Annotated in this window: 13 protein-coding genes; 11 read left to right on the top strand and 2 right to left on the bottom strand. The window is 41.5% G+C overall.

Features of this window, described 5'->3' with window-relative positions; translation table 11 throughout:
* Positions 1 to 455: 455 nt before the first annotated feature.
* The 8 genes from IWX76_RS16695 (at position 456) to IWX76_RS16660 (ending at position 6,936) form a co-directional block, all read left to right on the top strand.
* Positions 456 to 920, top strand: coding sequence for a cytochrome B (locus tag IWX76_RS16695; protein ID WP_334642128.1), 465 nt, complete (start codon positions 456 to 458; stop codon positions 918 to 920).
* A 259-nt stretch (positions 921 to 1,179) separates the two neighbouring features.
* Entirely contained in the window at positions 1,180 to 2,589 is a 1,410-nt protein-coding gene (locus IWX76_RS16690; RefSeq protein ID WP_196861155.1) for an anthranilate synthase component I family protein, read from the top strand.
* 12 nt (positions 2,590 to 2,601) lie between these two features.
* Positions 2,602 to 3,186, top strand: coding sequence for an anthranilate synthase component II (locus IWX76_RS16685; RefSeq protein ID WP_196861154.1), 585 nt, complete (start codon positions 2,602 to 2,604; stop codon positions 3,184 to 3,186).
* Positions 3,170 to 3,961 carry an indole-3-glycerol phosphate synthase TrpC gene (trpC, locus tag IWX76_RS16680; protein WP_196861153.1) on the top strand — a complete coding sequence of 264 codons (792 nt, stop codon included), beginning with the start codon at positions 3,170 to 3,172 and terminating at the stop codon, positions 3,959 to 3,961. Before IWX76_RS16685 ends, trpC begins: the two co-directional genes overlap by 17 nt.
* Before the next feature lie 23 nt (positions 3,962 to 3,984).
* On the top strand, positions 3,985 to 5,148 hold the full coding sequence (gene hflX / locus IWX76_RS16675) for a GTPase HflX (RefSeq protein WP_196861152.1): 1,164 nt from the start codon (positions 3,985 to 3,987) through the stop codon (positions 5,146 to 5,148).
* A gap of 18 nt (positions 5,149 to 5,166) precedes the next feature.
* Positions 5,167 to 5,550, top strand: a complete 384-nt coding sequence (gene rbfA, locus IWX76_RS16670; RefSeq protein WP_196861151.1) for a 30S ribosome-binding factor RbfA — start codon at positions 5,167 to 5,169, stop codon at positions 5,548 to 5,550.
* A 3-nt stretch (positions 5,551 to 5,553) separates the two neighbouring features.
* Positions 5,554 to 6,261 (top strand): peptidoglycan DD-metalloendopeptidase family protein, encoded by a 708-nt coding sequence (locus IWX76_RS16665; protein ID WP_196861150.1) that lies wholly within the window; start codon positions 5,554 to 5,556, stop codon positions 6,259 to 6,261.
* 18 nt (positions 6,262 to 6,279) lie between these two features.
* Positions 6,280 to 6,936 (top strand): TonB family protein, encoded by a 657-nt coding sequence (locus IWX76_RS16660; protein ID WP_196861149.1) that lies wholly within the window; start codon positions 6,280 to 6,282, stop codon positions 6,934 to 6,936.
* Here IWX76_RS16660 and IWX76_RS16655 read toward each other — a convergent pair.
* The gene (locus IWX76_RS16655; protein WP_334642127.1) at positions 6,933 to 7,793 is read right to left on the bottom strand and encodes a diacylglycerol/lipid kinase family protein; all 861 of its coding nucleotides are present in this window, start codon (positions 7,791 to 7,793) and stop codon (positions 6,933 to 6,935) included. The genes IWX76_RS16660 and IWX76_RS16655 overlap by 4 nt on opposite strands.
* A 62-nt stretch (positions 7,794 to 7,855) precedes the next feature.
* Between IWX76_RS16655 and IWX76_RS16650 the strand changes: the two genes are divergently transcribed.
* Together IWX76_RS16650 and aat are read left to right on the top strand one after the other, a co-directional pair.
* Positions 7,856 to 8,830, top strand: a complete 975-nt coding sequence (locus IWX76_RS16650; RefSeq protein WP_196861148.1) for an App1 family protein — start codon at positions 7,856 to 7,858, stop codon at positions 8,828 to 8,830.
* A 27-nt stretch (positions 8,831 to 8,857) separates the two neighbouring features.
* The gene (gene aat, locus IWX76_RS16645; protein WP_196861147.1) at positions 8,858 to 9,514 is read left to right on the top strand and encodes a leucyl/phenylalanyl-tRNA--protein transferase; all 657 of its coding nucleotides are present in this window, start codon (positions 8,858 to 8,860) and stop codon (positions 9,512 to 9,514) included.
* Here aat and IWX76_RS16640 read toward each other — a convergent pair.
* On the bottom strand, positions 9,495 to 12,392 hold the full coding sequence (locus IWX76_RS16640; RefSeq protein WP_196861146.1) for a DEAD/DEAH box helicase: 2,898 nt from the start codon (positions 12,390 to 12,392) through the stop codon (positions 9,495 to 9,497). The two genes, aat and IWX76_RS16640, sit on opposite strands and share 20 nt — an antisense overlap.
* 395 nt (positions 12,393 to 12,787) lie before the next feature.
* On the opposite strand from IWX76_RS16640, the gene IWX76_RS16635 reads away from it, so the two are divergent.
* Entirely contained in the window at positions 12,788 to 14,206 is a 1,419-nt protein-coding gene (locus tag IWX76_RS16635; RefSeq protein WP_196861145.1) for an alkaline phosphatase, read from the top strand.
* The last annotated feature ends 17 nt before the right edge of the window (positions 14,207 to 14,223 follow it).

The raw sequence follows: 14,223 nt of genomic DNA, 5'->3' as shown, positions 1-14,223 counted from the left end.
TGGTACTGCGGTAACACGTGGGAGAGTAGGTCGGTGCCAAATCTTAAAGAAAGCCTGTAGGAAACTACAGGCTTTTCTTGTTTATAAGAAATTTTAACTGCCTTCCTAGCCAATCTATTCTGGGCATTCCATGATCATTTTTGGCAAGCATGATACCCAGCCCTGGGTCATTAGAAAGTATAAAGTTTTACTAAACTTACTTATGTAGCGTTTATAAGTTTATAAGGGATAGCGTTTTTAACAAACTTGCTTATATAGCGTTTAATAGGGATTTAAACTGGCTTCTTATATATCCTAATCTGGGCATTATTTAGGCCATTCTGCAAAGCATTTATAAGAAGTATGTACAGACCCCTAGCCATCCTATTCAGAAAATGGTTGCTATTCGTTTTTAAGCGCTGTGTTTGCCATTTTTATCACTGTTGTATGCTTTATGATGGAAGTATTTTATAAATTTGAAAGAAAAAACTATGGGCGTAAGTGAGATATTAAAGAGTGCACACTCTGGATGGCGTTATATTGTAATCGTGTTATTAGTTGTTGCTGTGGTAACCGCAATTTTTGGTTGGTTGAATAAAAAGCCATATACAGAAGGTAACAGGAAGCTTAACGTGTTTACTTTGATTAGTGCACATATTCAGCTACTGATTGGCTTGATTCTGTATTTCATGAATAGCTGGTATAAAGTGGATAGCTCCGTTGCTTTGGGTCGTTATTGGAAAATGGAACACATCAGCATGATGATTTTTGCGGTAATACTGATCACTGTTGGAAATGCACGTTCTAAAAAATCTAACCAACCCACTATTCAACATAAATCGATAGCGATTTACTTTACATTAGCCCTGATTATTATCTTCGGAGCTATTTTAGCTATGGTTAATGCAGATCCTTCCAGATCTTTTTGGGGGATTTCTTAATATAATTTCGGTTTTTAAGATTTATTTATAAATTTGTTCTACATGATTAACAAAACACATACTTGGCAATGGCATAGTAACCCTAAAAAGAGTTGCGTCGTCGCTTTGTGTAAATTATAGTTTATCAACCTAAACCAGATTCACATTGAAAACCCGACGTATTACGTTGGGTTTTTTGTTTTAAGTGTTTTTGTGAAATAAAAAATGTAAAATAAGATATAATTAGAAATAGGTACGGTGCTGTTAAAATATTAGAAATATGATCAAAGAAAAGTTTTCCATTCATACTACCTTCAAGAAACGCTTGGCCGATACCATCACGCCAGTAAGTATCTATTTGCGGTTAAGGGATGTTTACCCTAACACCATTCTCCTGGAAAGCTCAGATTACCATAGCAGAGAGAATTCTGTGAGTTATGTTTGTGCTGACCCTGTAGCGGGCATTACCTTAAACGATGGTACTTTAACAACCTACTTTCCGGATGGCAGTGAAGAGGTGAAAGCAGCGTTCAATTTATTACAAGAAATTGATGCTTTTAAAGCCAGGTTTAAACGTAGTGGAGATATGGACAAACGTTACATCTCTTCTGGTTTATTTGGATACTTTACCTGGGACACCGTCCAGCATTTTGAAGACATCACCTTACAATCGACGGTGCCTGATGCTGATCGTATCCCTTCCATGCAATACCATGTATACAGGTATATTATTGCCATCGACCATTTCAGAAATGAGGTCACGTTATTTGATAACAGTTTTGACGGTTCAGAAAATGCAGACCTCGAAAAGATTGAGTACCTGATTCAAAATAAAAATTTCCCTGAATATAGTTTCAAGACTGTAGGGGAAGAAAGTTCCAACCTCAGCGATGACGGTTTTATTGGGATGGTAGACAAACTGAAAAAACATATCCTGCGTGGCGATGTCTTCCAGATAGTTCCTTCTAAAGCTTTCAAACAAAGCTTCCTTGGCGATGAATTTAATGTATACCGTTGTTTGCGTTCCATTAACCCATCACCATACTTGTTTTATTTCGATTATGGTAACTTCAAATTGTTTGGGTCATCGCCAGAAGCACAAATTACAATCAAAAACAAGACGGCTAATATTTATCCGATAGCTGGAACTTTTAAGCGCACCGGAAATGACGAAGAAGATGCCGTTTTAGCAAAAGAACTAGAGAACGACCCTAAGGAAAGTGCTGAACACGTGATGTTGGTAGACCTTGCCCGGAACGACCTGAGCAGACATTGTAACCAGGTGGAAGTTAAATCATTTAAAGAAGTGCAATATTACTCACACTTAATTCACCTGGTTTCTAAAGTGTCAGGTAGATTACAGACAGCGGTATCGGCAATAAAGGTGGTCGCTGATACTTATCCTGCAGGTACTTTAAGTGGCGCGCCTAAATATAAAGCCATGCAGCTAATTGATGAGTACGAAGGACATGGCCGTAATTATTATGCAGGTGCGATTGGTTATATGGGTTTTGATGAAGAATTTAACCATGCCATTATGATCAGAACCTTCATGAGTAAAAATAATGAACTTCACTATCGTGCAGGTGCTGGAATTGTTGCAGATTCAATTGCCCTGAATGAGTTAAATGAAGTGAACAATAAAATTGCAGCATTGCGTAAAGCGGTGAAAATGGCCGAAGGCATTTAATTAATAATAGATATGCAAAAGAAAGTATTAGTCATCGATAACTATGACTCCTTTACCTATAACCTGGTTCACTTAATTAACGAGATTGGCTACGAAGTAGAAGTATGGCGCAACGATAAGTTTGCAATAGAAGATGTGGCCCAGTATGATAAAATATTGCTTTCGCCAGGACCAGGCTTACCAGAAGAAGCAGGTTTACTGCTTGAGGTAATCAAAACCTATGCGCCTACCAAAAGTATTTTCGGCGTATGTTTGGGTCAGCAGGCCATTGCAGAGGTATTCGGAGGAAAGTTATTAAATCTTGGCCGCCCTATGCATGGCATCGCCACCGCTATAGACGTGCTGGATACAAATGAGCTTACCTTTACTGATTGTCCTGAAGAAATTAATGTAGGCCGTTATCACTCCTGGGTAGTGGATAATAACGGTTTCCCGGCCTGTTTAAAGGTGACAGCTACAGATAAAGATGGTCAGATTATGGCCCTAAGACACCAAGACTTCGATGTACGCGGTGTGCAGTTCCATCCGGAAAGCGTTTTAACCGCCCACGGCAAACAAATGATAAAAAACTGGTTAGATCATGAATATATTAGATAAGATCGTTCTTCGTAAACGCGAGGAAGTGGAGTTAAGTAAAACGCAGGTTTCCATCAGGGAATTAGAAGCTGCAGCACATTTTAACCGCACACCTTATTCTTTTAAAACATTTTTATTAGATGAAACCCGCAGTGGCATCATCGCCGAGTTTAAAAGAAAATCGCCTTCAAAAGGTATCATCAACAATACTTCCACAGTTGAAGAGGTGACTACCGCTTATGCAGCTGCTGGCGCATCGGCGTTGTCGGTGTTGACGGATACCGATTTTTTCGGCGGTCACCGCGATGATATCATCAAGGCAAGAGCAGTAAATACCATCCCCATTTTGCGTAAAGACTTCGTGATCGACGAGTACCAATTGTTCGAAGCCAAAGCCATGGGCGCTGATATCGTATTGCTTATTGCGGCAATCCTCACGCCGGCGGAAATTGTAAACCTTACCGCAAGGGCAAAAAGTTTGGGTTTGAATGTGCTTTTAGAAGTGCACAATCAGGCAGAATTGCAACGCAGTGTTTGTGAAGGGCTTGACGCCATAGGTGTAAATAATCGTAACCTGGGCGATTTTACAGTCAACATTCAAACTTCGTTCGACCTGGTTGATCAGATTCCGTCCGACTTTATGAAAATATCTGAAAGTGCTATTAGTGATACCGATACTATTAAGGGACTGAAAGCCGTTGGTTATCATGGCTTTTTAATCGGGGAGAACTTTATGAAAACAACCGACCCAGGACAAGCTATGCAACGCTTTGTCAGCGAATTAATCTCGGTATAACTTTTGTATCTTTGTAAAATACGATGGGAAAACAGAAAAATTATGATACTGCGATTAAGCAGGAAAGAGCTGTACTTGTTGGTGTGATCAGACAGGGTGAAACCGAAGCAGAGACAAAAGAATATCTTGATGAGCTGGCTTTTCTGGTAGATACTGCCGGAGGCAAGGTAGAACACATTTTTACACAAAAGATGATGCGTCCGGAACGCTCTACATTTGTAGGTACCGGAAAGTTGATTGAAATACAAGCTTATGTGAAGTCTGAAGAGATAGACCTGGTAGTGTTTGACGATGAGCTTTCGCCCTCACAACTAAGAAATATAGAAAGAGAATTACAGGTTAAGGTGCTCGACAGGAGTAACCTGATCCTGGATATATTTGCCGGACGTGCACAAACGGCACAGGCAAAGACACAGGTAGAACTGGCACAATTACAATATTTATTACCACGATTAACTCGTTTATGGACCCACTTAGAGCGCCAGAAAGGTGGTATCGGTATGCGTGGTCCGGGTGAAACCCAGATTGAGAGTGATAGAAGGATGATTTTAGAGAAAATTTCCCTGTTAAAGGAAAGATTGAAACTCATCGACAAACAAAACGAAACTCAGCGTAAAAACCGCACCCAATTAATCAGGGTGGCACTGGTAGGTTATACCAACGTAGGTAAGTCGACCATTATGAACATGCTTTCCAAATCGGAAGTATTTGCTGAGAACAAATTGTTCGCAACGCTGGATACTACTGTGCGTAAGGTGGTGATTGAGAATTTACCCTTTCTGTTATCAGATACCGTTGGATTCATTCGCAAGTTACCCCATCACCTGGTAGAGTGCTTTAAATCTACATTGGATGAAGTACGTGAGGCGGATATCCTGATCCATGTGGTCGACGTATCACATCCTAATTTTGAAGACCAGATACACGTGGTTAATGAAACCTTGAAAGAGTTAGGGGCAAGAGAAAAAGAAATCATTATGGTATTCAATAAAATTGATGCCTATGCCAGTCCGGAACCCTTAACCCTAAGCGAATTTAAGAACAGCTGGATGGCGCAACACAGTGATCCAACCTTGTTTATCTCCGCAACACTAAAAGAGAATTTAGAAGAATTTAAGCAGTTATTATACGATAAAGTTGTTGCTTTGCATACACAACGCTATCCTTTTGATAAGTTGCTCTATTAACATTAAGATCAGTAGAATATGGAAAGTAAAAGACAACAGAAATTTGCGGGCGTGCTGCAAGAAGAGCTCGCAGCAATATTTCAAAAAGAGGGCGCCGCATATTTACCGAATACCCTGGTAACCATTACAAAAGTGAGGGTATCATCTGATCTTGGCGTGGCCAAAGTTTACCTAAGCTTGTTTAGCACCAGCAATACCGCTTTAGCCATTGCCGAAATAAATTCACATGCAGGAGAAATCAGGTACAAGCTTGGTGCACGCATTCGTCACCAGGCCAGGATTGTTCCGTCGCTGACTTTCTTCCTGGATGATACCAATACTTATGTAGAGCAAATGGATAAGATTTTTGATAAGATTTCAAAAGAAAGAAAAGAAGATCCAGAAGAAGGGGAAGAAGCCTAATATATGTCTGCTGCTTCACCATTTTATGCCTATATAAAAAAAAACGACCATCGTATAACGAAGGTCGTTGATTTTAATGCGGCAACACACCAGCTGCTTCCCTTTGATTTTACAAGCAATAATACTGCAGTAACAGCAGACATATTGGGTAATACCACTAGGTTTTCTGATTGGGTAGACCAACAACTCAGCGAACAGCATTGCAGGTATGGTATTGGCGGTTATAATGAACACCGTACAATTTATGCCCGCAGTGCTCATTTTGATTCCGGCGAGGAGCCGCGACGTTTACACCTCGGTGTAGATATTTGGGGACAAGCCGGTACACCGGTATATAATTTCCATGATGCTACCGTACACAGTTTTCAATTTAATGATCATTACGGCGATTACGGTGCCACCATTATCCTCCAATATAATTTTGACGGATTGATATTTCATGCCTTATATGGGCATTTGAATCTTGCTGCGCTCGATGGTTTACAGGTGGGGCAGCCTATAGAAGCAGGCACCTTGTTTGCCCGTTTTGGTGCTCCTGCAGAAAACGGTCACTGGCCACCACACCTGCACTTTCAATTGATCATGGACATGAAAGGTTTACAGGGCGATTATCCGGGCGTGTGCCGTTACTCAGAAAAGGAACATTACCTGGCTAACAGTCCAGATCCACGTGCCATTCTACAACATACTTTCTTCTACAGCTTTGCTTAAAAATCAGTAAATTAGGGAATGAGAAAGATCCTGGTTACTATTTTTCTTCTATTTAGTGCAACTGCTTTTGCCCAGCCCCAACTTAAAGGCGGACTGGAAACCTATATTCTGTCCAACTTAGTCTATCCTGCGTATTCACTTCAAAACTGTATAGACGGACAAGTCAAGATTGCTTTTCAATTGAACCAGGCGGGTGACGTCACTTATTCTACTATCCAATCTGGTGTAGGAACCGATCTGGATGAGGAAGCACTACGGTTAATTCGTAAAAGTACTGGCAAGTGGATCATCCCTCAGGATTACGATACCACGGCCCTGGTCGTGGTGCCTGTAAATTTCAGTTTAGATGACGCTAATTGCCGCAATAAAACCAGGGCATCCGTTCAGCAGGCCATCGCAGCTTACCAGTCGCAGAAGGGATTGGAAGATGCCATTTTAAACTATTACCGGAATAAGGAAGCTGGTAAGGCCAATGCGGAAGAAGAAAAACGTTACATCGCCCTTAAAAAAGAACTCGGCTACGACGAGGCTTATATGAAGCAAAGAATAGAAATGGGCGAGGAAAAGCTACAGCAAAACGATAAACAAGGCGCCTGCGAAGACTTCCAGTTTGTAAAGTACATGGGTTTTGAGCTGGCGGATGAACTTTTAAAACAGCACTGTGCCAACAATTAAACAATCACCTGTATGGCATCAGGAATAATTTGTGCGGCTATGCGGTTCACTCTTCCCATGTATTCACCATCTACCTGGAAATGTACGCGGTGTTTAGTTTGAATAGTCAATTCTCTTGTCTTAAAAATTTCTATTTTCTCGGGATTAAAAGGCAGAGAGGTGAACTTAATCTTCAGAATTTCCATCACTGCATATTCTTTAATTAGAATAACTTCAAAAAAATCATCGTCTAATAAACCATCTGGATTAATTTTAATTCCGGTGCCATACATGGTTGCGTTAGCAATTACGACCATGGCAGCGGATGATTTAATTTCCTCGTCATCTGTTTTAAAAGTAACCTCCATTTTATGCCTTCTCCAGAAGGCATACCAGGCTGCTTTGGCATAACCCCACATGCCACGTTGCGGCAGGTCGTCGAAACGTTTAACCACATAAGCATTGTACCCAATGTCAGCCAGGTGTATACAGAGTTCACCATTTACAATTACTACGTGTATACTTTTCGGGGTGCCAGTTAGGATCAGCTTAAAGGCTGCTTCAGGGTCGGTAGGGATGCCTAGTTCCCGTGCCATGCCATTGGCAGAACCTGCGGGCACCAGGCCAATAGGTATAGTGGTATTTAACAAACATTCGGCTACCAGTTTCAAGGTGCCATCGCCGCCCACGGCAATCACTTTTGTTGGTTTTATATTTTTAATGGTTGCTTTGATGTCATCTAACTCGCATTTTTTTGGGAGCTCATAAATCTCAAACAGCAAGTCTCTGCTTGAAAAAAAATCATTGATAAGCGCACTGTAGTTGGTTTCGTGGCTTCCCGAACTGGGATTCACTACGAATAGTAATTTTTGTTCCAATGTGGTTATCGTTATAATTGTAAAATACAAACAACTGCGGGGTATACGCTGTTTTAAATATAATGAATAATTCTGTTAGTGTTAAAGTTTATCATGGTTACGGGCATACACATAATTTAGTCGTTTATGGCCATGTTTTTAGGTACAGGGCAAAGGTAAAACAGGTCTACAGCAATAACCTGCTAGTTAACGTGGTTAATCTGTTTAAATTGTTCGTGGTTAAACCCATGCCTTTTACCAAAGTAAGGTTACACTTTGAAGGGGTGGTTGTGGACCGTAAAACGGAATACGATGGGTTTTTCAAATTTGAATGGAAAGCAAAAGAAAATGTAGAGGCAGGCTGGCATACCGTTAAAGTGGAAACGCTGGACGACGATGGTGAGGTCGTTGCAGCATGTGACGGGAAATTGTATGTACCTCACGTTACACAATATGCTTTTGTGTCAGATATTGATGATACAGTGATGGTTTCCCACTCTTCCACCATTATACGCCGCCTCCGCGAGTTGTTTATCAAAAACCCACGCACCCGCAAAACTTTCCTGGATACCCAGCGACACTATTGTATGCTGGCAGAGTCGCATACCAGCAAGGATCAACCAAATCCCTTCTTTTATGTATCCAGCAGTGAATGGAATCTCTACGATTACCTGGTCGAAACTTTTAGGCACAACAAACTTCCCGAGGGTGCTTTTTTACTGAACCAGATCAAACAATGGAAAGGCTTGCTAAAAACAGGTAAAACTGGTCACGATGGCAAGTTAATTAGGGTCATGCGGATTATTGATGCCTTCCCTAAACAGCGGTTTATTTTCTTCGGCGACAATTCACAGCAGGACCCAACTATTTATACCACCATTGCTAAAAAGTACCCACAAAATGTAAAAGCCATTTACATCCGAAATGTGGTTGCCAGAAAAGAAGGCATTACGGCGCAACTATTAGAGGAGGTGGAGCTTAAGGGCGTTCGTACCTGTCTATTTGAGCATAGTGAGGAAGCCATTGCACACTCTAAAAAAATAGGATTGATTAATTAGGCGCTTGTATATTGTGTAATATTGCATATGGTTTTCAGATTGCTACCACAGGAGCTGCTTTTTCCCGATCCCGCGCTTGCCGACCCAGATGGGCTGTTGGCCATCGGTGGCGATTTGAGTCGGGAAAGGCTTATTCTGGCTTATCAGAGCGGTATCTTTCCCTGGTTTAGCGAAGGAGACCCCATCTGCTGGTTTTCACCTCCTGAACGTTGTGTTATCTTTCCTGCACAGGTCAAAGTAAGCAAAAGCATGAAAAAAGTGATCAGAGACGGCACTTTCAATATCAGAATGAACACTGCATTTGCAGCCGTCATCAAGCACTGTGCTTCAGTGTACCGAGAAGGCCAGGATGGTACATGGATCACCAACGACATGCAAAATGCCTACCTCAGGTTACATAAGGCCGGTGTGGCCCATAGTGTAGAAGTGTGGCAAGGTAATGAACTTGTTGGTGGGTTATATGGTATCAAAATTAACGAGGTATTTTGTGGCGAAAGCATGTTCAGCCTGGTTAGCAACGCTTCTAAAGCGGCGTTCATCTGGTTATGCCAGCAGCGGGAATTTAAACTCATCGACTGCCAGGTGCCTAACGACCACCTGTTTAGTTTAGGAGCCGTACTGATTCCTCGTGCTGCTTACCTGCAACATTTAAAACCAGCTGGAGCTATTTCAGCAACTCGCTGATATCTTCCTTGCTTAACGATTTAAAAAAGCTTTCCTCTGTGGTGATTAATGAACTGGCCAGGCGCTTTTTTCTATTTTGTAAGGAAAGTATTTTCTCTTCAACCGTATCCTTGGCAATGAACTTATAGATAAAAACTTTTTTGTTCTGCCCTATACGGTGGGTTCTGTCTATAGCTTGCTGTTCTACTGCCGGGTTCCACCATGGGTCTAAAATAAACACATAATCCGCCTCAGTTAAGTTTAATCCAACGCCACCTGCTTTAATCGATATCAGAAAAACTTTTAAGTCAGGATCACTTTGAAAGTTGGCTACAATTTCGCCCCTGTTTTTTGTGGTGCCATCCAAATAAGCATAAGAAATGGACTCATTTTCCAGGTATTGTTTAAATATGCTGAGGTGTTTAACAAATTGTGAAAAAATAAGCACTTTATGGCCGCCCTTTAAAACGTTGTCAAGGGTGTTTATCACGTTTTCGAATTTACCAGAGTCAGAAGTATAGTTTTTGTCTATCATGACCGGGTGGTTGGCCAATTGCCTTAATGCAGTAAGGCCTTGCAACAGCTGTACTTGTTTTTTCGCATAAGTGCCATCGTCCATGCTGCTCAGCAAGTCGTTCCGGTAAGCCGATTTTGTCTTTTCATAGTATGCCGCCTGGTCTTCACTCATGTCGCAGTAAATGACCTGTTCTGTTTTTGGCGGCAGCTCTTCAGCCACCTGTTCCTTGGTGCGCCTCAGCACAAATGGTTTAATAATGGCCTGTAACTTACGTGCCTTCTCTTCATCTTTTTTCTTCTCAATGGCCTGTACATATTCTTCATTAAAAAAGGCCTGTGTACCTAACAAACCTGGGTTTAAAAAGGTAAGCTGCGTCCATAAGTCGCCAACAGAATTTTCTACCGGTGTACCGCTCAAAATCAGGCGATGTTTGGCCTTTAGTGCTTTTACGGCTTTAAATGATTTAGAGGAAGGGTTTTTAATGTTCTGACTTTCATCCAGAATGATGTAATTGAAATAGAATTCTTTCAGTAAGGGTACATCCACCCTGGTAATGCCATAGGTGGTAATTACCACATCATATTTGATAAATTTGTCTACTTCTTTATCACGGTTGGTGCCGGTATGTGCTAAAATCTTTAATTTAGGTGTAAACTTGCGTGCCTCACTTAACCAGTTATAGATTAAAGAAGTGGGCATAATAATGAGAGAGGTGCCAGGTGTGGCCGCCAGCTCATTTTCTTCTTTTAATTTCTGCAGCAAGGCCAGGGTTTGTATAGTTTTACCCAAACCCATGTCATCGGCCAGGCAGCCTCCAAAATTATAGTCGCGCAAAAAACTAAACCAGTTGTAACCGGCTTTCTGATAACTTCTTAACTCGCCTTTAAAATGAACCGGCATTTGCACATCGTCAATGTTTTCGAAGTCGTTTAAGCGTTCCAGTTTCCTGTTCAGTGTCACATTTGCCAGGCTATCATCCGCCAGCTCGCTAAGCAAACCAATGTGGTGTTTTTTAAGCTTTAAAGATTTGGAGCCGTCTGCCAGGCTAAATAAACTTCCATATTTGGTAAACCATTGCTCCGGAATAATGGCAATGGTACCATCTGGTAAAGGGAATTCTCTTTTTTTATGTAAAATAAATGGTTTTAAGGCCAAAAACGGGATTGGGAAGGAACCGAAATACACAATGGCATTAATGTCGAACCAATCGTTTTTTTCACTGATTTCGAAGTCTATTTTATTGGTAGCAAATAAAAAGCGCTTAGCACCGGTAGTTTGTTCAATTTCATAACCTTTGGCCTGTAAATCTTCCAGGTGTTCATTTACCCAATTGATTACCCCATAGGCTTTATCCTCATCTGTATGCTGTTTGTTAAGCTCCAGGTTGTAAAAAAGCGGACTGGTTTTTTTAAGTCCGGTTTTTACTAACTCACTAAATTTTTCTTTTTCCCAATCCGCCTTACGTTTAATGCGCGTAAACACATAGTTCTCCTCCTGTTTTGAAATGCGCACGCTTACTTTTCGTTCCGCATCCATCGGGAAAATATGTTCCCCATATTTAAACAATAACTGCAATTGCGAGACCCCGCCTTCCACATAAATTACCTTTAGCAGGGGAATGGGATCAAAATGTTCGGTTTTAATTTCAAAACCTTCGGCATATACATGGTACCGTTCAATCAGCGGTGCAACAAATTTCTCGAAATAAGCTTCTTCGCTAGTTTTAGGGATCGTGATGTAGCGTTTATTTAAAAAAGGCTGTAGTTTTTTACCTTCTATATCCTGTTCAAAAAAGTAAAGCATATCCTCCAGAAGCAGCCAGGCGGGCTGGTTGCTGACTACCTGGCCATCCTTAAACATAAAATCAATGCGCGTACCCTGGTACTTGATCGTTGGAAAATACCGGGTTTCAAATGCGTTTTTTCTGAAATGAAAAAGTATGGTTGCCGGATCGGTGGCAATGGTAATTTTTCGTTCTGCGGGCCAGCCGTCTTTGCCCATTAAATAAAGTCCATCGGTAATGGTCAATACAGACAACACCTCAGCGAGTCTTTTTTCTATTCTCGGACGTACTTTATTATAAAACTTCTCATCAAAAAACTTACTAAAAAACTCTGTAGGTCTAATCAGTTTCTTATGGTACTTCTTGATGATAAAATCCTGTTCAATCTCATCTAAAATTTTAATCAGTTTACGATCCAGCTCCGTCAGGTGCATAGAAAATTCTTCGGCCGTATGGCTGAACAAGCGCTGGTAAGTTAAAGAAAAATCGCCCTGAGGATTTAGCTGAACCATGTGGGGCTCAATTAAATACCCCATAAACTCATGCTTGCATAAGGAATAAACAACTTGGCATGGTTTGGCGCTATCTACACGTAACATAAGAAAAGGTTAAACTCAATAGAGGATTAGCAGATTAAAACCTTTAAACATACACAAATTGATAAGCTTTTCTAAGTGCTAAGGGCAGAAATCATAAAAATAGTACATGTTTCGTCCCCGTAAAATGGTTTCATATGAAGCATCGTGCGATTTAACTGCAGCTCCCAAGTTTAAGGGCCTTAGAAGGGGGTTAGAAGGGCCTTTGAAGGGCCTTTGAACGGCTGTAGCCGTCTAAAAGCCCTTATAACACCCTTATAAGGCCATTGATAGGCTCATTTACTTGTAAGGTGCTGTCAGGATCGATAATGCCCTTTGCACTGATTCCAGTATTTTCCATTCTCCAGACTTAACATCAGCTTTACTCACAATTAACATCGGTTGTCGTTTTTTGAAGAATGAAAAGAAGGGATTTTTTTAAGGGTGGTTCTGCCGCTTTACTTGGCGCAGCTATCCTGTCGCCGGGCAGCGTCATTGCTGCTGTAGCTGATGCAAAAGCCAATACAAAAGGTAAAATTGCGAAGAACATCATTTTTTTAGTGAGCGATGGCATGAGCATAGGCACGCTAACCATGGCCAGCTTGTTGTTGCAACGTAAAGAAGGACGCCAGAGTAAATGGTTGTCGATGTACGAACAAGGCAAAGGTAGTCGCGCATTAATGGATACCGCATCACTTAACTCCCTGGTTACCGATTCAGCAGCGGCAAGTTCATCATGGGGTGGAGGAAAAAGGGTTAATAACGGCGCCTTAAATACCAATCCTGATGGCTCAGAAAATACGCCCATCTGGAAAAAGTTTAAAGCGACCGGCAAAGCGGCTGGCTGTGTTACCACTGTACCCATTACACATGCTACACCTGCCGGATTTCTGATTACGAGTAAACAACGTAACGATCAGCCAGGCATCGCCTTAAAATACCTTAACGAAAAATACGATGTGCTGCTAGGTGGCGGTACGGAATTCTTCAGTGCTGCTAAACGTGCAGACAAATCAGACGTATTTGCGCAGTTTAAAGCCGGTGGTTACCAGGTGGTACAAAACAGAGCAGACCTTTTAAATGCAGCTTCTGCTACAAAGGCACCTTTACTTGGTGTATTTCATGAAGATGGTTTACCCTATTCACTGGACAGGGCAACCGATGCAGCCATTCAAACAAAGATTCCAACCCTTGCCGAGATGACCAGCACGGCCATCAAACGTTTAAGTACGCATAAAGAAGGTTTTGTTTTGCAGGTGGAAGCAGGAAAAGTAGATTGGGCTGCACATGCAAATGACATCGGTGGGTTACTGTACGACCAGCTTGCATTTGATGAAGCGCTGGCTGTAGCGATGGACTTTGCAGAAAGCAATAAAGAAACCTTAATTATTGTGACTACCGATCATGGTAACGCCAACCCAGGCTTGTTTTCAGGATCTAAAGCCAATAGCAATTTCGACAGGATCCAAAAATTTAAACACACCAATGAATGGATTTTATCTGGCGTGGATAAAAACACCAGCCTAGGCACTTTTATCGAAAAAGTGGAGGCTGCACATGGTTATGCCATCAGTAAAGAAGAGGCGGCAACGTTGTTAAAACATTACGAGAAGCTGGACGAAAAAGGAATTTACAACCCCAAAAGTCTGCCTTATAAAGAATTGGCGCAAATACAAAGTAATTATACCTCTGTGGGATGGGGTTCTATGGACCATTCAGCAGATTATGTGGAACTGGCGATGTTTGGACCAGGAAGTGAACTGTTAAAGCCCTTTGTTAAGAATACCGATCTCCACCAGCTGATGTTAAAGGCTTGTGGTGTAACGGAGCGCGCTTAAGGAGCTATAAAAAAACC

The sequence above is a fragment of the Pedobacter sp. CAN_A7 genome, from assembly GCF_015752175.1.
In the GTDB taxonomy this organism is placed as follows: Bacteria; Bacteroidota; Bacteroidia; order Sphingobacteriales; family Sphingobacteriaceae; genus Pedobacter.
Note: the sequence above shows the minus strand (reverse complement) of the source record. Positions and strands in the feature narration are given on the sequence as shown.

What these genes read in the sequence shown, in the direction of transcription:
- IWX76_RS16690 (WP_196861155.1), top strand. Translation starts at nt 1,180, where the DNA reads ATGATCAAAGAAAAGTTTTCCATTCATACTACCTTCAAGAAACGCTTG.
- IWX76_RS16685 (WP_196861154.1), top strand. Translation starts at nt 2,602, where the DNA reads ATGCAAAAGAAAGTATTAGTCATCGATAACTATGACTCCTTTACCTAT.
- trpC (WP_196861153.1), top strand. Translation starts at nt 3,170, where the DNA reads ATGAATATATTAGATAAGATCGTTCTTCGTAAACGCGAGGAAGTGGAG.
- hflX (WP_196861152.1), top strand. Translation starts at nt 3,985, where the DNA reads ATGGGAAAACAGAAAAATTATGATACTGCGATTAAGCAGGAAAGAGCT.
- rbfA (WP_196861151.1), top strand. Translation starts at nt 5,167, where the DNA reads ATGGAAAGTAAAAGACAACAGAAATTTGCGGGCGTGCTGCAAGAAGAG.
- IWX76_RS16665 (WP_196861150.1), top strand. Translation starts at nt 5,554, where the DNA reads ATGTCTGCTGCTTCACCATTTTATGCCTATATAAAAAAAAACGACCAT.
- IWX76_RS16660 (WP_196861149.1), top strand. Translation starts at nt 6,280, where the DNA reads ATGAGAAAGATCCTGGTTACTATTTTTCTTCTATTTAGTGCAACTGCT.
- IWX76_RS16650 (WP_196861148.1), top strand. Translation starts at nt 7,856, where the DNA reads ATGAATAATTCTGTTAGTGTTAAAGTTTATCATGGTTACGGGCATACA.
- aat (WP_196861147.1), top strand. Translation starts at nt 8,858, where the DNA reads ATGGTTTTCAGATTGCTACCACAGGAGCTGCTTTTTCCCGATCCCGCG.
- IWX76_RS16640 (WP_196861146.1), bottom strand. Translation starts at nt 12,392, where the DNA reads ATGTTACGTGTAGATAGCGCCAAACCATGCCAAGTTGTTTATTCCTTA.
- IWX76_RS16635 (WP_196861145.1), top strand. Translation starts at nt 12,788, where the DNA reads ATGAAAAGAAGGGATTTTTTTAAGGGTGGTTCTGCCGCTTTACTTGGC.